The sequence below is a fragment of the Mesorhizobium sp. WSM3859 genome (assembly GCF_002295065.1).
Taxonomy (GTDB): domain Bacteria; phylum Pseudomonadota; class Alphaproteobacteria; order Rhizobiales; family Rhizobiaceae; genus Mesorhizobium.
Genome location: NZ_NSGG01000015.1, coordinates 108,306 through 133,668, shown reverse-complemented (window position 1 = coordinate 133,668; position 25,363 = coordinate 108,306). Strand labels below are relative to the sequence as shown.

The window sequence follows — 25,363 nt, the reverse complement described above, 5'->3', positions numbered from 1 at the left end:
AAGCTCAGCCGTTGAAGCAGTGGTATCTTCGGCTGCGAACGCAACAGCCTCTGTTGCAAGTTGCGAAGAGAGGCGGCAGCCCGGACCGGTTGGCGGCCCCCGCGAGAACAATCCGGCTCTAGCCCACAGGCGGGCGAAGACTGCGCGCCAGTAGAAATTTGGCGGCCCGGTGACTACCTCCGTCCGACGTGCCGAAGCGTCGTAACGGGACTGCGGCGATACTCCAGCAGCCCACAAATCAGAACGCCATGCTCCCGCATTTTTTAGCGGTCGATCAGTTTCGTGTGCATGCCTCGCTCAGTCGCGATAGAAAATGCCGTTTGGCGGCTTGAGATTGTCTAGATCGGCCACTTTGCCCTCGGGCGGATTAAGAGCGCGCTTAAGCACGTTGTATTCAGCGCGGGTCGGTCCGCCGGTCGAAGCACGCTGGAACACCAAGTAGAGCGTTCGCCGCGAACGATTGCTTTTATTCGGCTGCGAGTAATGCGGTGCGTAATCGTCGAAGATGAAGATGTCGCCAGCCTTCCATACTACGGGTTCCCAGGAGAATTTCTCGGCGACCTCAGGATCAATCACCCCACCGGCATCCATGGAAAATACTCCCTTCTTGTGGTTGCCTGGGCTAAAGAAAAGGCCGCCGTTGTCCGGGTCGGAGTCGTCAATGCCTATGGCGACGACCGCATGGACCATTCGGTCGGGGAGCCTGTGTGGAATGTGATAAATGTCCTGATGCGGGCGATAGCCGCCGCTGTCGGGATAGTGGAAAATCAGCAACTCCTTGAGCCTGCGCGAGCCTTCGTCAAGCAGCTCCTCGACCGCAGAGTTAATGCGCTGATCGGCGAGGAGTAGATCACGCAATGGATCATGGAAGTCGAGAAAATTCTCGACCTTAGAGGTGATCTTTCGATTGTCCGTCGTCTTCTCGAACCACAGCATCCATTTATCATCGCTGACGCCCCAGCCTGAAATATCATCGACAAAGCTGGAGATACGCTCCACAGCCGCGGGATCGAAGAAGCTTTCGATCCTGACATATCCGTCTTTCTGCCACTTTTCTCTTTGTGCATCAGTCAACATGCGAAAAGCCTCCTGTTGGAAAGACTGGTTGGTCGAACATTCCGGTTAGGGCAATCGGGCGCTGGTCAGGTTGTGGGTCGACGGAAACAGTACTCAACGGCCTATGGGCGACGCTAAGTGCGTCTCGCTCTCCAGCCTCCGCTGCAGTGAAGGCGGAATCATTCCTTGGATGCCACCGCTAGTGATCCGCAGTCGCCCGGTCATATCCCGCTGCCCATTTCTTCTGCGATGGTGTCGGACCAGCACTCGACGGAGGTAGGGCTGATGAAGCCGGGATGCTCGGGGTTGGCACGCGGCGCGCGCCCCAGAAGGCTGTCGAGGATGCGACGCGCTCGCCAGGCCAGCAGGCTTAGATTCGGATCAGCCAGCCCACGCTGTCCTGGGCTCGCGTTCTGTACGAAGATGCGGCTGTCACGCGGTCCGTCCCAGCACACCGAAAAATCTTGGCGAATAGCCAATTCGTTGTCGATTATTTCAAGCCGGTTCGCGATCGGTTCCAAGAAGCCTGGCACCGCGTTCTCGTAACCGGTGGCCAGGATGACGGTGTCGGCGGTGACTTCTTCGACCACCTCCATGCGGTGCTGCAGGGTGAGTCTGTGGCCCGCGCCGGCGTTGATGCAGTGCGAGACAGTGCAGCCCGGCCGCAGTGTGATTTCGCATCGGTTTGGCTCTAGAAACGCGTGACGGTATAGCGCCTGGTAGGCCGCGCGCAACGTGCTTTCCGAAATGCCATCCGAAGCAAGCACGAAGCGCCGCAGGAACAGCTTGCGCTGCGACTCGCTCATTGCCGCGAAACGATCCGAAAAGCAGGGCATGAACAACTCGTTTGTGAACGGGCTGTTGTCGATGGGCAGATAGTTTTCGCGCTGCGAGACCCAGGTTATCGAGACAGGCCGCCGTTCTTTTGGCAGGCCAACAAGGTGCAACAGCACCTCGGCTCCGGACTGTCCTCCGCCGACCACGCAGACATGGCCATTGTGCGCCTCAGGATGAATGTGCAGCAATTCAGATGAGTGGAACAGGTTGCGTCCAGTCCAGCCCTGAAACTGAGGCGGAATATGCGCCTGCTTGCCAATGCCGACCACGACGTTTCTGGCGCCGAGAACCGCCTTATCGGTGCGCACCCGAAACTCGCCGTCAAAGCGGATTTCGCGCACGGTCTCGCCGCCGCGGACGAGCGGGTTCCTGTGGAAGGCCCAGTTCAGGTATTGCTCGAACTCAGCTCGGAGCACGGCTTCGAACTGTGCATTCAGGAAGTGGTACAGACGCCCGTTCTCATGCAGGTAGTTCACGAAAGTGTAGGCTGATCGCGGGTTCACCAGCGTGACCAAATCCTTGAAGTGGCTGACCTGGAGTTCCGAGGAATCGAATGCGCTGCCTGGGTGCCAGCGGAAGTCGACTTGCCGATCCAGGAACAGTGCCCCTTGCCCAATTTGCTCGTGCATCTGGCACGCAAGGCTCAAATTCGACGGCCCAGCTCCCACTCCAATGCAAGAGAGCTCCACTTGTCTTGCTCCTTTAGGTGCTTCCCAACTGGGCGATGTTCGCGAGGAATGTCGGCTCTGGCCATCGGCTTCAGTCTCCACGCGGACCATCTCGACTTCGGTGCCGCAGGATTTGCTGGATTTTGTCCCCGCTTTGGTATGGTCGGGCATGAAGCCCATGGATCCCGGCCAAGTGATGCGATCGACACTCATGTCCACGACTTGTGGGCGTGGACGGGATCGACGTATCTCCGCCCGCTTCGATGATCGCGTCTCGGTCAGCGAAATGCTTTCGAGCCTTGTTCCGTGTTTCAATCGGCAAGGTCGCCCGCCTCCACAATGATACGCCGACCTTTGACCGAATTGGGGATCGGCGAGGGCGCGGTCTCGAATGCGACGACATTGAGCTGCTCATAGGAGGGCATCCGCTGATGTTTTGCGGAAGATCCCCCGCATCAAACGTGCCAGAAGGAAACTTTCATGGAAGCAACGGATAGCGGGTTTGTGATCCTGTCGGGTATCCGACAATGAGGGGGAAACCTTGCGCCGGTGGCCGATTTGCCGCGTCGCCGTCCTCTTGCCATGAGCCACTAGCTAATCGGGCAGCTCCGCATCGGAATTTTCTCTCGGGACGGCCAGCAACCCAGGTTCACGGACTGTGGCGCGGTAAAAGGCTCTTGCCCTTCTCGCGGCCGGAATCTGAAAAGGCGCCTTCGGAAGCCGGGGTCCCAGGAGGTCTCTCCCGTCTTGCGGAAGATTGAGACGAGATCCGGATTTTGAGACGCAGAACCCAGCTAAAGGCGGTCACACCGCTATGTCGAGGCCATGTGCCACATCCTGCAGCACCACGAGCCGGACAGTGCTCGTGTGACCAACCAGACGCATTCGGTCCGCAGCATTGTCGAGGTTGCCCAGGCCGGTCGGAAGGAGATATTTTGGGACGGCGAAGGTGTTGACGGTTGGGCCGCAACGCAGGGATAACCAGGCGCTGATCCAAAAAGACAAACGTTGTTTCGGGGCAATCGAGGTTGGACCTGCTGATCGGTCGTCAGACGAAGCGAGCCGAAATGTTGCGCCGCGGTGCTGATGAACGAAATTCTCGCGGGCTCGAACTTTACCGCCTTACGAGGAGGTTGCACGAAAAGCGCGGCCTCGCCCAATCGTCACCACAAGGGGCCGACATGGCGGCCGAAACGCTCGCCTCATGTGCAACCTGGTTAGCTGGCGCAACGGAGCCGAGCGAGGCGGAACTCGAGGGGACGAGGATGAAAGCGCCCAAATCCTCAAAGAGACGGCCCGCGTCGAGAAAACCCGTGCCTGGCCGAGATCAGGCAAGGGTAGCCAAGGCTACCCAGCCGTCGCGAGGCCCGTGATCACGCTTTAGGCACCCAATAACGATAATGGATCTGCGCGGGTACGGCCGCACCGGTATTGACATTAATTGACACACCCCGCGAACACTTGCAAAAGCCACATAGCGGTAGTGACTAGGTGCATGCCGCACCCAAATTTTCCCTAGGGGCGAGGTCTGATCCATGGCGGCACTGGCGAAATTCAGACCAGTTGATTCCGGCCAACACGACAAGGACGAACTCCGCGAGATCGTCCGTGAGCGCTCTTTTCGATTCGGACGCTACACGCTCTCGTCGGGCATAGAGAGCGACATCTATTTCAATATGAAGCCTACCATGATGGTGGCGCGAGGCGCGCAACTTGCCGCTCTTGAGTTCCTAAAAATAGCTAAGCAAGTGAAAGCAGAGTACGTCGGCGGACTTGAAATGGGAGCGGTCCCCGTAATCGGATCGATGGCGGCTGTCAGCTCGGTGATGAACAATCCCATAAACACGATCTTCGTTCGCAAGGCTCCAAAGGCCCATGGCACAAGCGATGTGATTGAAGGTCTTGGGCCTAAGGAGGATCTTCAGGGAAAAGTGGTCCTGATCGTTGACGACGTTGCCACAAGCGGCAAGTCGATATTGAAGGCGACTGAAGAGGTTCGCCGCGTCGGCGGCATTGTGGGTGACGCTGCTTGCCTCGTGGACCGTGACGAGGGAGCTACGGCCCTGCTAGCCCAACATGGCGTCACGCTGCACTCCGTACTGCATGCGAGCGAATTTGTGGAACGCCACTGACAATCTCGTACAACGTCTTTCCGGCGATCTAGCCTTGGAGGACATTCCGCCGCTTTGCAGGGAGTGCAGGCGGCTCGCGAGCAAGAGCGATTGCCCTTGCCCATCCTCCCTGCTTTTGGTGCAACATATGCTCGCTGCCGTTCACCAGCGGCTTGACGCTATTGACTACCTCTCAGAGCAACGCGCCCTCAGACTGAATGGCTTTTACCGGCTATCTGGCGGCGGTCGTTCGAATAGCTTCAGAGAGAGGCGACGCGGCACCCTGGATTGATCTAGCAACCCGGTTTAGCGCTCTTTTCGGTCCCGACGAGGTTGCCCATTAATCTCGCGCTTATCGCTTTTTCGTGGAACGAGCAGCCCTCGTCGGCAAATGAGTCATCGATCGCGAGCGGCATGCCGGCGCATATGCGAGCGTAAAAGCGCCGAGCAGCCGGTGCTGAATCTCGAACGTGACGACGCCGATTGGCGCGATGGCGTCGGCTCGGGGCCCTGTGCCCAAGTATGGTGCGTTGCCATTCCGCAGCATTATGCTGCAGGGCAGAGGGGGGTGCTGTCCCGCCAGTGTTAGATCACATTCAATTCCCTGAACGCGCGCCCCTCCGCGACGCGGCTGTACCCAAACGCCGAGCAGTCCACCGTGCGGTAGACGCCATGCACGATCAGCTCGGCCAGCGCCTTGCCGACCGCCGGCGCCTGCTGCAGGCCGTGGCCGGAAAAACCGTTGGCGAAGAGGAAATTCCTGACCTGAGGATGCGGGCCGATCACCGCGTTCTGGTCGAGCGTGTTGTAGTCGTAATGGCCGGCCCAGGCGCGCGTCGGCTTGATCGCCTCGAAGGCTGGAATGCGGGTGGCCAGCACCGGCCAGATCACCTCTTCGAACAGCGGCCAGTCGGGCTCGAAATCGGCAGGATCAGCAGGGCCGTCGCCCTCTTCCGGCTCGGCGCCGCCGGTGATGTAGACCGAGCCTTCCGGTCTGACGTAGATGCCGGTCGTATCGACCAGCAGCGGCATATCGTCATATTTGTCGCGTGCCTCGAAGATGAAGACATTGCGCTTGCGCGGTTCCACTGGCAGCGCCAGTCCGGCCATTGCTGAAACTTTGCCGGCATTCGGCCCGGCGGCGTTGACGACGATGCCGGCCTCGAGCCGCTCGCCATTGTCGAGGCTCACCCCGGTAACACTGTCGCCTTGCCGTTCGATGCCGGTCACTCCAGCGGTGATGAAATCGATCTTCTTCTCCCGCAGCGCCCTGCGGAACAGCATCAGCATGGCATGCGCGTCGAACCAGCCCTCGCCCGTGCGGCCATAGGCGCCGGCGGTGATGCCCTCGGCCGACAGCCATGGAAAGCGGCGGACGAGCGCCTCCGCATCCTCAAGGACGATGTCGGCGCCCGCGGCCATCTGCGTCTCGTGGTTGGCCTTGAGGATCGGCAATCCGTTGTCGCCGGCAAGGATGAGATAGCCGCCTTCGCGAAAGCCGATATCGGCGTCGGCCCCGAATTCTTCCGTAAGCCGCCGGAACAGTTTCAGCGTGAACTGCGACAGGCGGATGTTTTCGGGAATCGAAAACTGCTGGCGGATCGAAGCGCACGACAGCGTCGTTGCCGCATGAGCAAATTGCGGGTCGCGCTCGACCAGCGCGACCGAGCCGGAAAACCCTTCCTCGCGCAGATAGTAAGCGATCGAGGAGCCGACGATGGCTCCTCCGATGATGGCGATGTCGTAGAGCATTTTTTCGCTTCTTCAGTTCTAGAGCATGATCCCGAAAGCCGGTTTTCGGAAAAGTTCGTGCTCCAATTCAAACAACCGGCAGGATGATCTCGAAGCGCATAGCGCGCTCAACTAGGCGGTTCATGCCATCATGCGCTCTCAGGAGGGCCAGCACGAAGCCGAGGCAGGCATGCCGGTGCCGCCGAAATCGCGGCGTGTGGTGAAGAATGGCTCGAAAATGCGGTTCCGGTTGCTGGGCGAAATACCGCCGCCCTCGTCGCTCACCAGGACAATGGCCTTGCCGTCCCCGTCGCCGCTGTGATTGAAACCAGCGTGGCGCCATGCCTCGCCGAATTGTCGATGAGATTGGCGAGCACATCGCCGCATTCTCGGCCGATATGCGCAGGCCGGTCTCTCCGCCGGCCTCGACGCGAAGTGCCGGCCTGTCCTGGGTCTGCAGCAGTGCCAGCCCGGCACCAATCGACGTGCTTTCGTCACTGGCGCGAGATTTTCGGCGCGCCAGGTCGAGCAGGCGGCTCTCCAGCAGATTAAGCCGCCCCGCGTCGGTGACGATATTGTTCGAAAACCGCCGCCGCTTGGCCTCATCCATTGCGCTGTTTGGGTGCCAGCGGAAATCGACCTGCCGATCCAGGAACAGTGCCCCTTGCGCAATCTCTTCGTGTATCTGACACGCAAGGCTTAAATTGGATGGGCCAGCACCGATACCAATGCAAAAGAGCTCCACTTATCTTGCTCCTCTGGGAGTGTTTTCCAACTCAGCGGGGTGTTCTCAGCGACCCGCATTGGGGCATTGCGAATGTCACAGGCACAGTGAAGCTTCGAACGGCATCGGTGCGGCTTCGGAACCGTCATCGGGCCAAAAACAGCGGCAATGTCGGCTTGTCAAAGATCCATCTGGTCACACCGCCAAAGAGCCGCTCACGCAGCCGACGGCTGCCATAGGCGCCCATGACTATCATGTCGGCAGAAATGTCGATTGCGTGCTGCGCAAGCACCGTGGCCGCCGATTTGCCGGCACTTGGCAGTAGATCAACCGACACCCGAGCACCGTGCCGGGTGAGATAGGCAGCGATGTCGGCTCCGGGCTTCGCCCCGTTCCCATTGTAGTTGGCCTTTGGATCGACCAGGGCGACACGAACTTCCTCAGCAACGCATAGCAGACCCAGCGCTTCGCGAATCGCACGGGAGGCCTCGACTCGCGTATCCCAACCGACCAGGACACGGCGTGGCCACAGCGTCGCCTCAGCACCCTTCGGCACAACGAGCGCCGGTTTTCCCGTATCGAACAAGCAGCCGTTGACCACAGGAGGTCCGAGATTCTCGTCGTTGAGGAGCCCTGGTCCGATGATCGTGAGGTCGGCGCAGAGCGCCCGCTGTCGTGCCACTTCACCGAGGCTGGCCGGATCGCAATAGACGGGGTCAACGTCATAGGTAAGCGACATAGATTCCAGCAGTTTCTGGATATCGCTGGAGCGCTTTTCCAGCCTGACCGCGTCCTGTGCAAATCGATCGATTCCTACCGGCCACTCGAGGACACCATCTCCGATCCGATGCCACATAAAGAGCGTCGCAGGGGATATAATCAGTACGGAAAGATGAGCGCCGATTTCCGCACACAAGCCGGCAGCAGTTCTGACGTCCTGATCGGAATGGTCAGCGCCGGTGAAACAGAGTACGGTTCTATAGGCCATTTCCTGCTTCTTCCTGAGTATTCGTTGACGGCGTTTCAGGCCGCAAGACCGGCTCACAGCGCGAGGAAAAGGGAGTGGCACCACACCCGGACTTGATTCAGCCGTCCAGCTTCTCGAGCGAGTAGCCGGACGACCTCACTGTACGGATGACGATATCGGTCGAGGCCGTCTCCAGCGCCCTTCTGAGCCGACTGATGTGGACATCGACTGTGCGTTCACCGACATGGATATTGGCCGGCCAGGCCGCGCCGATCATCTCGTCCCGGCTGAAGACCTTGCCGGGAGTCTCGAGCAAATGCCGCAGCAAGTTGAACTCGATCGGTCCGAGATGAATGTCATGGCCATTGCCGCAAACCCGGCGGGCATCGAGATTCATCTTAACGTTGCCAAAAGAGAGCCAGCTGCCGTTTTCAACCCCGTTTGAACCCGGCTTCGCCAGCCCCAGCTTCGACCGCAAACAGTCGAGCAACTTGGCCGGCGCGATCGGCCGCACAAAGTTCTCGTCGATGCCTGCCTTCAATAGATCCAGGTGCTGGTTCTCTGCGCCGGGCGCGATCAGGGCAATGATTGGCACGCCCCCGGTCCGGGGCTCCCGCTTGAGCCGGGCGCAGATTGCGGATCCGGTAAGGCTTGTTGGACCGCAGTCCAGCACGACGGCCTGGAATTCCCGTTCGTCGGCCTTTGCAAGCGCCTCCTTGGCGCCGCCTGCCGGCTCACTGGCGAAGCCGTCCACCTCCAGTATATGGCTGAGGAACAGATAGAATTCCGCATCTTGCGAACAGATCAGGACGCGTGGCTTCATCAGGGCTACCCCGAGAACCAAATTGGCCTCGACCGCGTTGGCCGCGTGGGCTGGCCATCGCGGCTCCTCAAGGCCTGACATGATCCTCTTGCTCGAAAATCGGTTTCATGCGCGAGCCACCTCGGGATAGGCCTCGATGGCTGCCATGGCATCGCCGACCAGTTTCGTACCGGCCGCGGCGAGTTTGCAGAACGCCTCGAAGCCGAAACGGTGGACGTCGCGTAGGGTCTTGGACAGAACGACCAGCCGCCCGGCGGTGAAAAGCACGCGCCCGAAGCCCTCATGGCTCATTTCGATCATCGGCGATGCCATCAGGCCGGAGCGCTCCTCGATCGCAAGGGCGACGGCAGTGTAAAACTTGTCGAGTCTCCACAGCACGTCCGGATCGGGATCGCCGATGATTGGAATCGCACGGCGCAGTTCCTTGCTGATGATGAAGTCGGCCAGCAACTCGGCGTCCGCTTTGCCGTCCCAGGACCCGTGGGAATCTTGAGCACGGATCAGCCGCACGAGGCATTTGACGAACGGGCTGGCAAGGGCCGCCTCGTCATCGTTGACAGCAGGGCTGATCGCGACTTCAAACATTTTGCTCTTTCCTCGTTTCAGTCCTCGTCCTCGAAGGAGGGTTTCTTTTCGGCGACACCAGCGTCGGCCAGCACCTTGCGCAGCCAGGGCGGAGGACATGTCCTCAGCATCATCTGCGTGCGCAACAGCACCTCTTGGATCGTTTGTGGCTGCGGCACCTTGATCGGATGGATTTTGGCAGAAACAACTTTGGCTGCCGAAGGGCCGCCGATGGCCAGACAAAACAGCAGATGGCAGCCCTTCAGCGCCTCCACCTTCGGCGTGATGCGGTCATCGCCCTCGGTCCGACGCATCCCGCTCTCATCGGAAACGTCATCGAAGGCCACGGCTTCCACGAGATGCCACTCCTTGCGCGTCACGTCGTAGACAGCAAAGCGCCTGGCCGACCCGAAATGGGCATTGAGATCCTTCATGTCATGCGTGGCGATTGCTACGCGCAATGCGCCTGCTCGTCGTTCAGGCATCGGTGCGCGAACCTCGTCAGTGACGAGTGAGAGGCGACGAACGGAGCTCATCTGGCATTTCTCGTTTCCGGAATGGATCAAGCGCCTCAGGCGTCGGCGCGTGCTGATTGGCCTGGAAGATGTTGGCAACCTCGAAGATCAGGTCGCGGGTCCCCTCATAGAGGATTGTGAGCTTGTGCTGGCTGCCGAGCCGGTCGAAGATCGGGAAGCCGACGCGCATGAGCGGAATGCCAAGGCGTTGCGAAGCCTGGCGACCGTGGGAGTGAGTAACGAGAAGATCCGCGCCCGCGGCAAGAGCTTCCAAATCGCCGAGATCGCCGATCTGAACCCACTCCGCCGGTACTTTTTCCAGAATCTTCGACATATCGGTCGTCGTGACCGCCGCCGCGATTTTGGAGCCCATGCCGGCGAAGAAGGTTGCGAGCTGATAGAGTTGGTCTGGTTCGGCAGCGATCGCAATTTTCTTGCCTCCGAAATGAAAATGTCCGTCGAGCAACGCATCCTCCAATTGCGCCCGGCGACGGCGCACCCGGGCCGGCACCGCCGCGCCTGAAACCGCCGACAGCACCGAGACGAACCGGTCGACAGCCTTCAATCCGGTCAGCGACTGCAACACCACGTAAGGCACGCCGGTCAACCCGTGCAGCATTTTCGCCGGGTGGCGCATGTGCTCGCCGATGACGATGCATTGCGCGGCTGTGCCAAGCTCGCGGATTTCTTCGACGCTGGTGCCGCCATAGGTAGTCGTTACCCAGCGGTCAGGGACCGTACCGTCGAGCGAGCCGGAGACGTCCGGCAGGATGATCGGCTTGAGGCCAAAACTTTCAACCATGTCACGCAAGTGCTCGACGTCAGCGACAGTGAGGTTGCATCCGGGCAGGATTGCGATCTTCTTCGGTTGCCTGGTCCGTGCGCCCGACCGTGTAATCCCTTCGATCATCGCCGCGACAGCCTTGGCCCAGCCTTCTTCGATCGCGCCGTCAAAATCAGGCGTGTTGGCCAGCACGACCTCCGTACCTGCGAGCTCTTCCGCGTGCTTCAGCTTGACGTTGGCGATATCACTCGCGCAATCTTCGCCACGGGCCTCGACCAGCGCGGTCGTGCACACTCCTATCAGCTTTGGCTTAGTGCGAATTTTGAGGTTGAGGATCGCCTCTTCCAGATGGTCCGCTCCGCCGAGTATGGTGGCCACCTCGTCCATCGCCGTTGTCTGCAAGGGGATCGCTTCCTTGAAATGCCGCACGAAGAGCACGAGCGCGAAGCTGGTGCAGCCTTGGCTGCCATGGAACAGGGGCATTGCACCGTCGACTCCAAGAAAAGCGAAGGCGGCACCCAGCGGCTGTGACGACTTCAGTGGGTTGACCGCCGCTGATTTGGTATTGCGAAGGATGCGGACCATCGGATTTCCTCAACGCTCGCCTAAGCGATGAGCCGTCGCGCCGACGAATTCATTGAAAGCGTTCACAGTCGCGGTCCCGTTCTTCGTGCTCGCCAGATCGTCCTCCCCGGCAGGCTGGCAATCCCACGGCGCCGGCTCCCGCACCTGGCCCCAGATCGGGTTGTGAATGGCGAGGTCGATCTGCCGTACAAGTTCCACCATGCCGTCATAGCCGGCATAAGGATGTTGGCGCTCCTGGTTGATATCGAGCCAGGGTGTCTTGGCTTTCAGCGCGATGAATTGCGTGCGTCCGCCCGACAGCATGATGTCGGCCTTGTGTTTTGAGAGCATGGCGTAAAGATCGCGCGCTGCCATCTGCTCGAACATGTGGTTTTCGTCCTTGAGGATCCGTTTGATCCGCTCCTTGTCTTCGACGGTGGATTTCTTGACCGAGGTGCCGACGATCTCCATGCCGATCTCCATCAGCGCGTGGACGACTGACCAGGACTTCACACCGCCTGTGTTGAGCAGCACGCGCTTGCCTTGCAGCCGCCGGCGGTAGGCCTCGAGCTTCTTCCACGCAATCGCCTCCTGCTCAGCAATCAGCGTGTCTGTGCGATCGAGGATCTCCGCATCGGCGCCCTTCCTCACCAGCAGCTCAGCAAGGTTGCGAAGCGCTTCCGACGTATCGGTTATGCCGTAGAAGGAGCCCTCGAAAAACGGGATGTCCCAGCGCTCCTCCATCTTGCGGGCCAGATTGATGAGTGCGCTTGAGCACACCATCATAGTCGCACGGGCGCGGTGCGCGGATGCAATGTCGATGTACCGCGCATCGCCCGGAATGCAGGCGCGCACCCGGATGCCGATCCGCTCAAGGAGCGGCTTCACCAGCCAAAATTCGCCGGAGAGGTTGAATTCGCCAAGGATGTTGATGTCGTAGGGCCCGGCATCGTCTGGTTCCACTGTGCCGATGACATGATCGAGCAGCGCTTCGGCGGCGAGTTTGTTGCCGAGGTTCTTGGAGCCGGCCAAGCCCGGCGCATTGATCGGCACCACGGCCAAGCCGAATTTTTCGGCCGCGCGTTTGCACACGGCATCAATGTCGTCGCCGATGAGCGCCGTCACGCAGGTCGAATAGACGAAGACTGCCGCCGGCGCATATGTTTCCTTGATCTCGCGGATCGCCTTGAAGAGCTTCCGCTCGCCCTGCCCCATAACGACGTCGAGTTCGGTAAGGTCGGTCGTGAAGCTTGTCCGCCACAGGGTTGGCCCGGACGAAGCTGCGCCTCTATTGTCCCAGGAATTACCCTCGCAGGCGATCGGTGCATGGACCAGGTGCGCAACGTCGGTGATCGGCTGCAGGACGATCTTGGCCCCGTCAAAGGCGCAGCCGCCGGCCGCCGCCCCGGGGGTCAGCGGCTTCGAGCAGCCCTCCTTGCGCGCCTTGGCATCCTTGCCGCGGTTGTTATCGCAGGCGGGCTCGTCGAAAACGTCCTGGATCTTGGCACTGAGCGAGGTCATGGCGTCAGTCTCCGAAGTCCATTGGGCGATGGGGGGCCTCGGCGAAAAGCCGGCACCGGCTCTTAGCGGGTGAGGTCATAGGAATAATCCGTCACGCCAGTCTCGCTCGACTCGCGATCGAGCTTGTCGAATATCTTGTCGAGGATCGTCGTCAGCACGCGTAAACCGCCCTGGTAGCCCATCAGCGCAAAGCGATGGTGATGGTGTCGGTCGAAGATTGGAAACGTCAGCCGGATCAACGGCGTGCCGGTATCCCGCTCCAGATACTTGCCATAGGAATTGCCGATCAGCAGGTCGACCGGCTCTGTAAAGAGCAGCGAGCGCATTGCCCAGAGATCCTTGCCCGCCCAGACCTGCGCATCCTGGCCGAAAGGCGAGGATGCAAGCAATTCCTTCATCTCGGCCTCCCAGGCCGAGGTGCCGTTGGTCGCGAGGCAATGTGTCGGCTCGCCGCCGGTCTCCATGACGAAGCGGGCCATGGCGTAGACGAAGTCCGGATCCCCATAGATTGCGTACTTCTTACCGTGCAGCCATGACTGGCTGTCGGCCATGGCGTCAACCAGTCGGCCGCGCTCCATCCGGATTGTCTCGGGGATCTCCTTGCCGGAAATCGCCGAGACCTTCATCAGGAATTCGTCAGTCGCCTGGACACCTAGCGGATAATGGAAGGACGCCGTCGCCTGCCCGACCTCGTCGCAATGTTCCAGCGTCTTGCGGGTGTTGTAACGCTGCAGCGACAGTGTCGCCTCCGCGTTGAGTGCCCCTTTCACGTCTGCGATTTTTGTGCCTCCGTCATACATGCGGTATTCGCCGTCCGACGGCGTGTCGAACTGGTCGGAAGCGTCCTGAATGAAGGTATAGGTGACACCCATCAGGTCGAGAAGGCGCTTGAGTTCCCGGTTGTTTCCGACGCAGAATCCGTCGAAGCCTGGAATGATGTTGATGGTGCCAGTGACTTGCGAGCGCTCGCTGCCCTTCCAGAAATGCTCCAGCACGCCCTTCACCATGCCGTCATAGCCATCGACATGGCTGCCGACGAAGGCCGGCGTATGAGCGAAAGGCACGTCGAAGTCGCCCGGGACAGAGCCTTCGTTCTTGGCGTTCTCGATGAAGCTGCGCAGGTCGTCGCCAATGACTTCAGCCATGCAGGTGGTCGAGACGGCAATCATCTTGGGGTCGTAGAGCTTGTAGGTATTGGCGAGCCCGTCGACCATGTTCTTCAGGCCGCCAAACACTGCCGCGTCCTCGGTCATCGAGGAGGAAACCGCTGACGAAGGCTCCTTGAAATGTCGCGACAGATGCGAGCGGTAGTAAGCAACGCAGCCCTGGCTACCATGGACGAAAGACATGGTCCGCTCGAAGCCCGCGGCCGCGAACACTGCGCCGAGCGGCTGGCATGCCTTGGCGGGATTTATGACAAGCGCCTCGCGAGCGAGGTTCTTTTCGCGGTATTCCCAAGTCTTGGTCAGTTCGCGTTGGTCGGTGACGATCTGATCAGGGTGCGGGCATTCAAAATTCAGTTTCTTCTCGGCAAGCATTTGTCTGTATTCCGGCTCGCGGAACAGGGGAGCATGGTCGAGAACTTTTTCGGCCGATTGCGGCATGGTGGTCACCTTTTCCATCTGGCCGCGCCAAGCGGCAGCACAGGGACATCAAGACGTTAAGGGCCTCCGCGTGGATCGAGTGCCCAAAGTATTTGCGGCCTCCCTGCCTGGCAGGGAGGCCAACTCCTCATTCGGCGGCGACCGCCGTCGGCGGCGCGTCCTTTATCTTCTTCCACGGCGCGCGGTAGAGACCCCAGACCGGGTTGTTGATGGCCAAATCCATGTCGCGGGCGAAAATGGCGAAGCCGTCATAGCCGTGATACGGGCCGGAATAGTCCCAGGAGTGCATTTGGCGGAACGGGATGCCCATCTTCTGCACCGGGTACTTCTCCTTGATACCGGAACCAACGAGATTAGGTCGGATGCCTTCGATGAACTTCTCCAGCTCGTACCCGGTGACGTCGTCATAGACGAGCGTGCCATTCTTCACGTAATGGCCGGTGCGCTGATAGTCGTCGTTGTGGGCGAATTCGTAGCCGGTGCCAACGATCACCATGCCGAGGTCCTCGTAGGCAGTGATGACGTGACGGGGGCGCAGGCCGCCGACATAGAGCATCACCGTGCTGCCTTCGAGTCGCGGTCGGTACTTGGCGGTGACAGCATCGACCAAGGGCCGGTACTTGGCGATGACCTTTTCGGTCTTCTCCTCGATTTGCGGGCCGAAATGCTTGGCGATGTTGCGCAGGGAGCCTTCGATCTGGGAGGGGCCGAAGAAATTGTATTCCATCCAGGCGATGCCGTACTTTTCCTCCATGTGCCGGCAGATGTAGTTCATCGACCGGTAGCAGTGGATCAAATTGAGTTTGGCCTTGGGCGCGCGCTCTATCTCGGCGAGCGTGGCGTCGCCCGACCAGTTGCCGACCACCCGAAGCCCAATCTCCTCGAGCAGGATTCGCGACGCCCAGGCATCGCCGCCAATGTTGTAGTCGCCGACGACGTTGACGTCATATGGGCCGGACTCGAACTTGACATCTTCCTTATCGAAGACCCAATCGCGGATCGCATCATTTGCAATGTGGTGACCGAGCGATTGTGAAACGCCGCGGAAACCTTCGCAGCGCACCGGTACAATCGTCTTTTCGTGCTCCTTGGCCTTCTTGCGCGACACTGCCTCGATATCGTCCCCGATCAGGCCAATCGGGCATTCGGACTGTACCGAGATGCCGCCATTGAGCGGAAACAGGTCCTCGATTTCGTCGATGATCTTTTCCAGCTTCTTGTCGCCGCCGAAAACGATGTCCTTTTCCTGGAAGTCGGAGGTGAACTGCATTGTCACGAACGTGTCGATGCCCGTCGTGCCGACGTAATAGTTGCGGCGTTGCGACCAGGAATATTGACCACAGCCGACCGGCCCGTGCGAGATGTGGACCATATCCTTGACCGGACCCCACACCACGCCCTTGGAGCCGGCATAGGCGCAGCCGCGGATGGTCATCACGCCCGGAATGGATTTGATGTTCGATTTGACGTCGCATTCGGAAAGGCCCTTGTCCTCCGCTGTGGCCTCGTCCTTGCTCGTTGCGACACTGAGGTGCTTCTTGCGACGCTTCGCCGCCTTGTCTGGATATTGGGACAGCACGTCTTCGATAAGCTTCGCATGCAAAGCGCCGTCATTCTCATAGTCGAGGCCCATGGGACCTGCCCCTTTCAAGGTTCGGGTAACGCCTCGCCAACGAGGCCTTGTTTCGTAGAAAGGGGCGCCAGATCACGGTCGGCGCCCCCCTGTCGGTAGGGGCGGTTACTGAGCGACGGCCAATTTCGCTTCCTTGGCCTGAAGCTCCGCAAGCATCTGCTCGTCGCTCTTCATGATGCCGAAGTCGAGCAGCATGTCCTCGAGCTCTTCCATGGTGATTGGGGTCGGGATGGTGCCCTGACCCGAATTGAGATGGATCTTCTGGGCCAACGCGCGGTACTCCCCTGCCTGTTTGGAGTCTGGCGCATATTGGATAACGGTCATCTTCCTCAGTTCGGCGTGCTGGACGATGTTGTCGCGCGGCACGAAGTGGATGAGCTTGGAATTGAGCCTGGCGGCCAGCGCCTCGGAGAGGTCGAGCTCGCGGTCAGTCTGGCGCTCGTTGCAGATCAGCCCGCCGAGCCGCACGCCGCCCGAATGGGCGTATTTCAGGATACCTTTCGCGATGTTGTTGGCGGCATAGAGCGCCATCATCTCGCCGGACATGACGATGTAGATTTCTTGGGCCTTGTTTTCGCGGATCGGCATCGCGAAGCCGCCGCACACCACGTCGCCCAGCACGTCGTAGGAGACATAGTCGACATTGTCATAGGCGCCGTTCTCCTCAAGGAAGTTGATCGAGGTGATGACGCCGCGGCCGGCGCAGCCGACACCCGGCTCGGGGCCGCCGGACTCCACGCACTTGATGTCTTTGTAGCCGATCTTGAGCACGTCCTCGAGTTCGAGGTCCTCCACAGAACCTTCCTCGGCGGCGAGATGCAGAACCGTATCCTGCGCCTTTGCGTTCAGGATCAGGCGGGTAGAGTCGGCTTTGGGGTCGCAGCCGACGATGAGGATCTTCTGTCCGAGGTCGACCAGAGCGGCGAGAGTATTTTGAGAGGTGGTGGACTTGCCGATGCCTCCCTTTCCGTAGAATGCGATCTGACGCAGACCTGACATGTTGCTTTCCTTCCTTCTTTCGATCCATAGCGGCTATCCGCGACTTGAAGTCCGGTCGGCAGAACCCGGCGCCTCGCACTGATCGTCTCAAAACTCGTGCCAATTTGGCCGGTTGGATCGAAGAAGAAATTTTATGATTGCTTTTCAGCTATTTAACATTTGGCAAAAATATTAAATGGGCTAAATAAACTTGTGTGGCGGACCTGACAAAGGCGACAGGGGATGTCGGATGGCGTTGAGTGAGACGTCGGCCGGAGCCCGGAAAGAAGCTAGTTGCAAAATCTGATGGAGTAGATGCCCCTCCGGACGCCATGGCGATGTGCCGGTTTGGTGATTGCCAGAATCGACCAAGACAGAGAGGGCATCCATGGAACAAGTTACCATCATTGGAATCGATCTCGCAAAGCGTGTCTTCCAGGTTCACGGCGCCATGAGTGACGTGAAGGTTGTCTTTCGCAAGAAGCTGTCGCGCGCAGTTGCTGCCGTTTCTCGCCGGACAGCCCCTGCTCGGGCATGCCGTCCGGCTCCTGCCGCCTGTCTAGGTGAAACCCTTTGTAAAGCGGCAGAAGAACTTGGCTGACGCGGAGGCGATCACGGAAGCGGCCTCCAGGCCGACAATGCGCTTCGTGGCTGTCAGAACCGAGGACCAACAGGCGCGGTCGATGACATTCCGCACGCGCGACCTCTTGGTGCGCCAGCGCACGCAGCCTGCGCGGCCACCTCGCCGAGCACCGGGTCGTCGCCCCACGCGGCCCGGCCCACTTGAAGCGCCTTGCGGGTGTAATCGAAGACGAGGAAAGCCTCACCCAGCCGATCGTCCGCGTTGGTCGTCTCTACTGCAGATCGCCATCTATAGCGAGAAGATCGCCGAGTTCGAGAAGACCTTGTCTGTAGCTCATCTGGGAGCTCGCCCCGCTGGATTTGGTCTCACTAAAGGCTGCTATTTTCGGGTCGATGGGGAGTGCCGCCGGCATCGGATCACCCGGAACAATGCGATTGCGGTCGGCCGGCACACAACATTCTTCATTTAGTCGTTGCCGAGCATTTCGAATACGCACTGAAAGAGCGGGGATTCAGCAAATCCGCGAGCGTGTTTTTGCGACGTCGATGCTTCGTTCGAATCGATGGACTGAGATGCGCAGGGGCTCAATGCGGCTGACGATTGGCTTCCCTTTGATTCTTTGATAAAAAATCCTCGGACTGTAGTCCCTTAGTGCCGAGCTCAATGCCCGAACTCACTCCCAGCACCAAATCGCCCGCGCAATTCTGTCAGTGCGCCGGGTCTCTCGCATGACCTTCCAGATTTTGAGGATGAACTCGTCGCTGACACCTTCGAAACAGGTCGCTCATCGAATTTACAAAGATTCTCCGCGGTTTCTTCCATCCGCACGGAATGGCCAGCGCCTCGCACCAGGCCATTCCACAAGGTGCGCTTTCCCGTCTCCGGCATATTTTGCGATGCCCATGGCCTCAAGGCGGTCTTCCCGCAATCGTCAGCGAGGTGATGAACAGATCCTCGTCACGCTGTCTCGACAACCATGCCAGGAGCGATTCCGACGGCTGCCATTTGACGACATTGCTGATGATGTTGGTATCGAGGAGGTCGCGTGTCACAGGTCGATCTTCCGTCCCTCTTCATGGGGGCGAGAAAGATCGAGGTCAGCACCCACCAGCGGCGAACGATGCAATGCGACGAGGATCCCGCCAAGCTTGGGTGGCTCGCCGGCGATGGTCTGGCTGACGGCAGCGCGCAGGCTAGAGGCATCCGGTCCATCTTCGGCCGGGCGGCGGGCCAAAGATCGAATGAGGTCGCGATCGGCATCGCGGCCAAGCACTTCAAAGCGCGCCAAGCCGCGCTCGCTGAGGCGAGATCGATAGTTTTGAATGGCGCGTTTTTGCGAGCTGCCCATAGTTGCCTCCGACTTATTTCCAGTAATAACCAGAATGGTTGGTTTGATCAAGGTGCAGGGAGTCCGGGCGGTGCTCCCTTTTGGTTGGATGGCATCAGTCTGGGACACGTGATATATATTGCAGGACGGTACTTTTTGACCAGCGTCGAGCAGGCCGCCGGCCGACGCGAGGTGTAAAGATCATCCGATCTGGCGCCAATAGTTGGGCAAAACCTCAAAAATATCTTTCTGGCAATTTCCCCTTGAAATCAATAGCGTAACTTCTGACAGCCTCAGCGTCGGCTTTTTTCCGCTGACAGAGCAATATTCGAGCGGTTATGATTGCCCGACCAGGCATCTTTGGATGTTCTAGAGCGGTTCAAGATTTGACGGAATCGGAGGGGATCCCGATTTGTCGGATTTGTGATTCAAGATGCTGGCTGGAATGGAGGCTAGCATCTGATGACGCGACCTCTTTCAGACGATCTTCGCGACGGGGTTGTGGCGGCGGTTTTGAGTGGTGAGAGCCGCCGGTCAGCCGCCAAGCGGTTCGGCATTTCGGTTTCAGCGGCGGTGAAGTTGTTGCAGCGTCATCGGGCGACTGGCTCGGTTGCGCCTGGCAAGATGGGCGGACATCGCAAGAGGGTGCTGGAGCCGCACCGTGCTTTCATCGAGGGCCGTCTGCGTGAAACACCGCATCTGACGCTGCATGGTCTGAAGGCGCTTCACCACGCCCAGCAGGGCACAATCCACGCCTGAAACGAACTCAAAACTGGATAGAAACTGGGGGCAACGTCACTTGAGCACCAGATCAGCATACCTCTTGATTTTGGAGGCATACCCGTTCAGTGGGCTCGTGCTCCGATCACCTGTGTGATCTTCAAGCCTTTCAAGCCGCTTGAGTTTGACATCGCCGAAGTGGGACAAAAAGATGTTCTGGAAAACAGGGACAGCATCCATTCTTTCGATGTAGGTAACTTCTTTGCCGGCGTTCAAGCCCTTCGCAAGTTGCATGTTCAGAATGAGACCCAATGCGAAATGCGGGGCAGTATACCACCTGTACCCCAGTCCGCCGAGAGAGTAGGCTATCACTGCAATTCGGTTTTTGTCCCGTTTAGTGCGATAGAGCTCCACGGGTTGAATCACGTGCGGATGATGACCTAGAATGAGGTCAGCTCCTTCTTCGATCAAAGCATGTGCGACATCGATCTGACGCTTCCGCGGGAAAAATTCAGCCTCGTAACCCCAGTGAAGGGACGCGACTACGAAATCACAGTGCTGCGCTTTTGCGTCGGCAATTTGCCTCGTAAGTAATTCGATGTCGGGTGGCGCCCGTCGCGATGTAAGCTTCATCTTATGAATTCGGTGGGACGCCGCCTGAGGCAACTCAAAGCCGTTGAGATCTTGCGTTGCCGATGCGAACCCTATTTTGATTCCCTTTTCAAGAAATATCGTTGCTCGGCCATAATCGCCCGCCGCCGTCGGCGTGCCTACAGCCTTTATTCCATGCTCGTCGAACAATCTTGCCGTCGTATCCAATCCTTCAAGCCCTCGGTCTAACGCATGATTGTTGGCAAAGTTGAGAGCCTTGAAGTTGGTAGCCTTGTGCCCAGCGATAGCTGCAAATTCGGACGGCGTGAAACCCATCACGGGGGCGTCACCGCCCGTAAAACTTACTTCGACCTTCTGATTGGTGATGGGTGCCTCGAGATTGGCGAATGATAAATCAACGTTGAGCAAAACGTCAGCGACGTTCTCGTAGAATATATCCTTGGACAATTCCAACCCTTCGGCAGGCATCAAATCCCCTGCAGCCCCCATCGAAAGTGAGGACACGCGCTCGAAGTCGGTGGGCAGTTCCAATGCTGTTTGACTATCGTGAAACGCCGCCGCAGATACACCGGTTTCCGGCACCGTTATTGGATTGCGGTACTTGTAGTTGGAGTAAGCTTCATCAAGGAAGCCATACTCGTCAGAAGCCTCAGTGGCCTTGGCCCAAGGCTTCTGCCAGAATCCGAAAATCTGCGCACCAGAGTGGATTGCGGCCATCTTCAGGCGATAGCCTAATCCCGGCGACTTGAGAACATCTATGTATGTTGCGGGTAGGTGGTGCCGCATGCCTTTTCTCCCACTGTGTCTATTGCGCCGTGTCACGCTTCGGAAAATGAAGAAGTTACGCAGGCTTCTTGCGCAGATCTTCCGGCCCGACGTCCGGCGGAATAGGGCACACATAAGTCTGATTGCCAATGCGCTCCTTCAACTCCGCCTTTGCTCGGTCGATAATGGCCGGGTTTCGGAGGCACTCGGCTGCCGTGGCCGCAAGAGTTTGCGCCGCAAAAACCATGCCCTTATGGGCTGCTGGCATTTTTCCCTGTGTAACCATTTGCCAGGTATGGAAGGCTGTTCCCACAGCATAACACGCGACATAACACTGCGCAGTCGGCACGATCCAACTCACGTCACCCACATCGGTCGTCCCCATCTCGATCTCCTCCCGTGCCGGCAACGGTAGTACTGCATTGTGCAGGATCATCGATTTAAGCGAAGGGTCGCGGGGCGCGATACTGGCGAGTGTATCCTCGTCAGATATCGTCAAGTCCCGCAGTTTGCCTGCGAAATCATAATCGGCATCGTCGAACGCTGGCGCGCCGAGACGTTGCATGTTCTCTAGCATGACCTCTTGCAGCGTCCTGTTAGGCAAAACGTTTGCACTGCCGCCAGCGATTTGCATTTCGACCGAGGTTTCGGTCATCAACGCTGCGCCCTGTGCGATTTTCTTCACGCGCTCAAGGAGTCGTCGAGCATCGGCCAGATTCGGCGATCGTACAGAATAAATGGACTCAGCATAGGCTTGAACGACATTAGGAGCATCGCCGCCTGTGTTCGTAACAGCGTAGTGAACCCGAGCATCAGATGGCATGTGCTCGCGCATGTAATTGACGCCGACATTCATGAGCTCCACAGCGTCGAGTGCACTTCTTCCCACATGGGGCGAAGTTGCAGCATGTGTCGCTCTGCCCCTGAAGCGGAAGTAAATTCCAATGGCTGCCAGGGTGGACGTAGAATAGACTTCGCTGACGACATGAGGATGCCAGCATAGAGCGACGTCGACATCATCAAATACCCCCGCGCGCGTCATATAGGTCTTGCCACCGCCCGCCTCTTCTGCGGGGCAACCGTAGTAGCGAATCGTCCCTGAGATATGGTGAGTCGCCAACACCTCCTTTAGTGCCGCCGCAGCGAGCGCGGACCCAGCCCCAAGCAGATTGTGCCCACAACCGTGACCAGCTGCGCCTTTCTCAACCGGGGTCTGTTCCAAAACTCCGGACACCTGGGAAAGTGTAGGAAGAGCATCATACTCGCCAAGTATTCCTATAATCGGGCCGCCACTTCCATACTCCGCCAGAAAAGCGGTCGGAAGTCCTCCGACGTTCCTTGTGATGCGAAAGCCCTCGCGTTCTAACATTTCAATCTGCTCGGCCACTGAGCGATATTCCTCAAATGCCAACTCGGGGATGGCCCAAATGCGGTCGCTTAGAGCGCAGTAGCCCGGGGACCTAGCGCGCACCTGGCGGACAATCTCATCGAGGTTAAGGGGGTCATTTTGCATTCTAACAACTCCAAATCGAGGGGGATTTGCGCGTCCAGCTGACGCGCGTTACTGGCGCATTACCCATGGAACCCGGGGCACCCCTGCCTGAACATCCCAGCCAAATAGATCCCTAAAGACCAAAGTGGCCCTGGGATTCAATGCCTTAGAATTTGGCTCAGAAAGAGCTTCGTGCGCTCATGCCGCGGATTAGAGAAGAAGTCTTCTGGCCGACCTTCTTCTACAATGCGCCCGGCGTCCATGAAGATGACCCGATCCGCCACTGCTCGAGCAAAGCCCATTTCATGGGTGACACAGACCATTGTCATTCCTTCATGAGCGAGTGTCGTTATGGTTTCGAGCACCTCGGCGACCATTTCAGGGTCTAACGCCGATGTTGGCTCGTCAAAAAGCATTACCGTTGGCTGCATACTGAGCGATCGAGCGATTGCCACACGCTGCTGCTGGCCACCGGAGAGCTGAGCAGGGTATTTGTTCGCTTGTTCTGGAATTCGAACCTTCTCCAGATAATGCATGGCGCGCTCGCGCGCCTCTTCTTTCGAAACCCCCTTTATCCACATAGGACCAGCCATGCAGTTCATCAGAACCGTGATGTGCGGAAACAAATTGAAATGTTGAAAGACCATTCCTACGTTTCGGCGTACTTCAGCGATGTCACGCATCCTGTTGTGGAGGGAAATACCGTTTATGATAATATCGCCCTTTTGATGAGCTTCGAGTCGATTGAAACAACGAATGAGCGTTGACTTTCCTGATCCCGACGGGCCGCAAACGACTATGCGTTCGCCCTTGCGTACCGTGAGATTGACGTCATGCAGAACTTGAAACCCGCCAAACCATTTCGAGACGTTCTTGACTTCGATTGCGTTCTCTCCGCTCATCGAATTTTACTCCTGGCGTAATGGCGCTCGATACGGGCTTGGACGAACTCCATGCAGACTGAAAGAATCCAGTATATGAACGCGACGGCAATTAGCATTTCCATATGCTTGAACGTTGCTTGACCCAACGAGCGGGCGAGGAACATCAATTCCCACACACCGACAATCGATACGAGCGAGCTATCCTTCAACATGGAAATGAAGTTATTTCCGGTCGGGGGGATAATGACGGGCAGCGCCTGGGGAAGAATGATTTTTCGCATTGTCAGACCAAAGCCGAAGCCCATGGAGCGAGACGCTTCCCATTGCCCCCGATCGATGCTTTGAATTCCCGCACGAAAAATTTCGGTCATATAGGCGCCGTAGCAAAGCGAAAGCGCAAGCACCCCGGACGGCACGGCATCGAGAACGATGCCCAACTGCGGCAGCCCCAGATAAATCAGATAAAGCTGCATGAGGAGCGGCAGGCCGCGGAAGAACGACGTATAAAAACTCGAGATCGCGAACGCAAAACCATTCCCCGAAAGTTTTGCCACCGCTCCGAAAACTGCAAGAATGCACGCGAAGAAAATTGATACCGCGGCCACGTAGATGGTGGTGAACAGCCCCTGCGACAGCAGGATCGGCAACTTCTCCCAGATGAATGGCAGGCTGAGGTCAAACGCATTGAAAAACGCAAGGAACAGACTGAGAAGCTCAACCCATACCACAGCTACTTGCACTTTGAATTGAGCGAAGCCGATCAGCACAATATTCAGACAAAACAGAACGGCAAGCACTAAGCCTGTCGCGAAGCGACCGTAAAGCCCACTTGCCTGCGGATCGCCAATCACGGGACGCATTAGTTCGCCCAGCGTGGTATCCGTCAGGTTGAACATCAAGGATAGGGCTAACACAAGGGCGAAGATGATCCCCACAAACCAAGGTTTGTGCACCAGGACCTCGGACTCGACGGTATCGATATACAACATCAGATAACATCCAGGAAACGGCGGACCGGCCGGCCGATCCGCCTAGGGACAACACTTACTTTACAGTCGTAATGTCTCGTCCAAACCACTTGATCGAAAGCTCGGTCAGCTTTCCGCTTGCCTGCAGGTCTTTGATAGCCGCGGCGATCTTTTGGTCGAACTCAGGATCACCCGGCAAAGTCGCGATGACCCCTGGACCATAAACCAACGCTCCGCCCAATTGCCGAATGGGATACCCAGCCTTGATGGCGCCAAGGATCACTGAATCGTCGCCGACAAAAGCGTCCAGCCGCTTTCCATCCCCGATGCGCAGATCGTCCAAGGCGTTATTTGAAGACTCATAGGTTTTTATCTGCCCGGCATTGATCTGGTATTCGAATGGCGGGACACCGATCAGCTCGTCTTTCTTTATGGTGCGACCAACATAGTCATAGGACATCGAACCAGCCAGCGTCCCTATTACCTTTCCGTCCAGGTCTGAGAGCTTGGTTGCCTTGCTGTCCTTGTGGACGGCAGCAATGATTGCGCCATAAGCATAGATTGCCGGAAAATCAAAAATTTTCGCTCGATCTTTCGTGGGCCCCATTTGCGCCACGACTACGTCCCAGCGGCCTTTCCACTTACCTGACGTAATGATGTCCCATGCCGGTGTTTCGTATTTCACATCTACACCGATATGGTCAGCCACCTGCTTCGCCACGTCCACATCGAAGCCAACGAGTTCCCCCTTCTCGTTGAGAAACGAACTAGGCGGATAATTGGGGGAAACGGCTACCGTGAGCGTCTTCGTGGAGAGAATGCGATCGAGCACCTCTCCTGCGTTTGCACTAGATCCCACCAGCGTGCCGAACAGGGTGGCCGCGACCGCCAGTTTTCCGAACATCGTACCCATAATGCTATTCCCCTTTTGG

General features: G+C 58.3%; 19 protein-coding genes and 4 pseudogenes. 3 read left to right on the top strand and 20 right to left on the bottom strand.

Translation table 11 applies throughout. The features are described 5' to 3' along the window. Positions 1 to 297: 297 nt before the first annotated feature. Entirely contained in the window at positions 298 to 1,077 is a 780-nt protein-coding gene (locus CK230_RS26295; RefSeq protein ID WP_095796060.1) for a phytanoyl-CoA dioxygenase family protein, read from the bottom strand. 200 nt (positions 1,078 to 1,277) lie between these two features. Then, complete coding sequence (locus CK230_RS26290) at positions 1,278 to 2,774, bottom strand: SidA/IucD/PvdA family monooxygenase (RefSeq protein WP_245330184.1); 1,497 nt, start codon at positions 2,772 to 2,774, stop codon at positions 1,278 to 1,280. 1,322 nt (positions 2,775 to 4,096) lie between these two features. Between CK230_RS26290 and pyrE the strand changes: the two genes are divergently transcribed. Further along, positions 4,097 to 4,693 (top strand): orotate phosphoribosyltransferase, encoded by a 597-nt coding sequence (gene pyrE / locus CK230_RS26280; RefSeq protein ID WP_095796062.1) that lies wholly within the window; start codon positions 4,097 to 4,099, stop codon positions 4,691 to 4,693. Between the two features lie 564 nt (positions 4,694 to 5,257). On the opposite strand, the gene CK230_RS26270 is transcribed toward pyrE, so the two are convergent. From CK230_RS26270 to nifH, 11 genes and pseudogenes are all read right to left on the bottom strand, one after another. Beyond that, a complete protein-coding gene (locus CK230_RS26270) occupies positions 5,258 to 6,424 on the bottom strand; it encodes an FAD-binding oxidoreductase (RefSeq protein ID WP_095796063.1) in 1,167 nt (388 codons plus the stop codon). A gap of 67 nt (positions 6,425 to 6,491) precedes the next feature. Next, positions 6,492 to 7,148, bottom strand: a pseudogene (locus tag CK230_RS26265) (ATP-binding protein). A gap of 124 nt (positions 7,149 to 7,272) precedes the next feature. Continuing rightward, positions 7,273 to 8,115 carry a universal stress protein gene (locus CK230_RS26260; protein ID WP_095796147.1) on the bottom strand — a complete coding sequence of 281 codons (843 nt, stop codon included), beginning with the start codon at positions 8,113 to 8,115 and terminating at the stop codon, positions 7,273 to 7,275. A gap of 97 nt (positions 8,116 to 8,212) precedes the next feature. Beyond that, a complete protein-coding gene (locus CK230_RS26255; protein ID WP_095796064.1) occupies positions 8,213 to 8,998 on the bottom strand; it encodes a response regulator transcription factor in 786 nt (261 codons plus the stop codon). Between the two features lie 24 nt (positions 8,999 to 9,022). Further along, positions 9,023 to 9,502 (bottom strand): NifX-associated nitrogen fixation protein, encoded by a 480-nt coding sequence (locus CK230_RS26250; RefSeq protein ID WP_095796065.1) that lies wholly within the window; start codon positions 9,500 to 9,502, stop codon positions 9,023 to 9,025. Between the two features lie 17 nt (positions 9,503 to 9,519). After that, on the bottom strand, positions 9,520 to 10,017 hold the full coding sequence (nifX, locus tag CK230_RS26245) for a nitrogen fixation protein NifX (RefSeq protein WP_095796066.1): 498 nt from the start codon (positions 10,015 to 10,017) through the stop codon (positions 9,520 to 9,522). Next, positions 9,983 to 11,365 carry a nitrogenase iron-molybdenum cofactor biosynthesis protein NifN gene (nifN, locus tag CK230_RS26240; protein WP_095796067.1) on the bottom strand — a complete coding sequence of 461 codons (1,383 nt, stop codon included), beginning with the start codon at positions 11,363 to 11,365 and terminating at the stop codon, positions 9,983 to 9,985. The genes nifX and nifN overlap by 35 nt, the downstream gene beginning before the upstream one ends. A 9-nt stretch (positions 11,366 to 11,374) precedes the next feature. Then, the gene (nifE, locus tag CK230_RS26235; protein ID WP_095796068.1) at positions 11,375 to 12,865 is read right to left on the bottom strand and encodes a nitrogenase iron-molybdenum cofactor biosynthesis protein NifE; all 1,491 of its coding nucleotides are present in this window, start codon (positions 12,863 to 12,865) and stop codon (positions 11,375 to 11,377) included. A 62-nt stretch (positions 12,866 to 12,927) separates the two neighbouring features. Then, on the bottom strand, positions 12,928 to 14,469 hold the full coding sequence (nifK, locus tag CK230_RS26230; protein WP_095796148.1) for a nitrogenase molybdenum-iron protein subunit beta: 1,542 nt from the start codon (positions 14,467 to 14,469) through the stop codon (positions 12,928 to 12,930). Positions 14,470 to 14,596: 127 nt separating this feature from the next. Then, a complete protein-coding gene (nifD, locus tag CK230_RS26225) occupies positions 14,597 to 16,102 on the bottom strand; it encodes a nitrogenase molybdenum-iron protein alpha chain (RefSeq protein ID WP_095796069.1) in 1,506 nt (501 codons plus the stop codon). Between the two features lie 105 nt (positions 16,103 to 16,207). Continuing rightward, positions 16,208 to 17,101, bottom strand: coding sequence for a nitrogenase iron protein (gene nifH, locus CK230_RS26220; RefSeq protein ID WP_095796070.1), 894 nt, complete (start codon positions 17,099 to 17,101; stop codon positions 16,208 to 16,210). A gap of 367 nt (positions 17,102 to 17,468) precedes the next feature. On the opposite strand from nifH, the pseudogene CK230_RS33715 reads away from it, so the two are divergent. After that, a pseudogene (locus tag CK230_RS33715) lies at positions 17,469 to 17,869 on the top strand (IS110 family transposase); the annotation flags it as partial. 717 nt (positions 17,870 to 18,586) lie between these two features. Here CK230_RS33715 and CK230_RS26205 read toward each other — a convergent pair. After that, a pseudogene (locus CK230_RS26205) lies at positions 18,587 to 18,715 on the bottom strand (VapC toxin family PIN domain ribonuclease); the annotation flags it as partial. Further along, positions 18,712 to 19,011 (bottom strand): hypothetical protein, encoded by a 300-nt coding sequence (locus CK230_RS26200; RefSeq protein ID WP_095796071.1) that lies wholly within the window; start codon positions 19,009 to 19,011, stop codon positions 18,712 to 18,714. The gene CK230_RS26200 and the pseudogene CK230_RS26205, both read right to left, overlap by 4 nt. Before the next feature lie 441 nt (positions 19,012 to 19,452). On the opposite strand from CK230_RS26200, the pseudogene CK230_RS26195 reads away from it, so the two are divergent. Then, positions 19,453 to 19,710 (top strand): annotated as a pseudogene (locus CK230_RS26195) (IS630 family transposase); the annotation flags it as partial. Between the two features lie 75 nt (positions 19,711 to 19,785). Here CK230_RS26195 and CK230_RS26190 read toward each other — a convergent pair. From CK230_RS26190 to CK230_RS26170, 5 genes are all read right to left on the bottom strand, one after another. Beyond that, entirely contained in the window at positions 19,786 to 21,108 is a 1,323-nt protein-coding gene (locus CK230_RS26190) for a CapA family protein (RefSeq protein ID WP_176480219.1), read from the bottom strand. A gap of 55 nt (positions 21,109 to 21,163) precedes the next feature. After that, the gene (locus tag CK230_RS26185) at positions 21,164 to 22,600 is read right to left on the bottom strand and encodes a M20 family metallopeptidase (protein WP_095796073.1); all 1,437 of its coding nucleotides are present in this window, start codon (positions 22,598 to 22,600) and stop codon (positions 21,164 to 21,166) included. A gap of 137 nt (positions 22,601 to 22,737) precedes the next feature. Next, complete coding sequence (locus CK230_RS26180; protein ID WP_095796074.1) at positions 22,738 to 23,481, bottom strand: amino acid ABC transporter ATP-binding protein; 744 nt, start codon at positions 23,479 to 23,481, stop codon at positions 22,738 to 22,740. Beyond that, positions 23,478 to 24,452: an amino acid ABC transporter permease gene (locus CK230_RS26175; protein ID WP_095796075.1), complete on the bottom strand. Its 975-nt coding sequence runs from the start codon at positions 24,450 to 24,452 to the stop codon at positions 23,478 to 23,480. Before CK230_RS26175 ends, CK230_RS26180 begins: the two co-directional genes overlap by 4 nt. 55 nt (positions 24,453 to 24,507) lie before the next feature. After that, positions 24,508 to 25,344, bottom strand: a complete 837-nt coding sequence (locus CK230_RS26170) for a transporter substrate-binding domain-containing protein (RefSeq protein WP_095796076.1) — start codon at positions 25,342 to 25,344, stop codon at positions 24,508 to 24,510. Positions 25,345 to 25,363 lie beyond the last annotated feature (19 nt).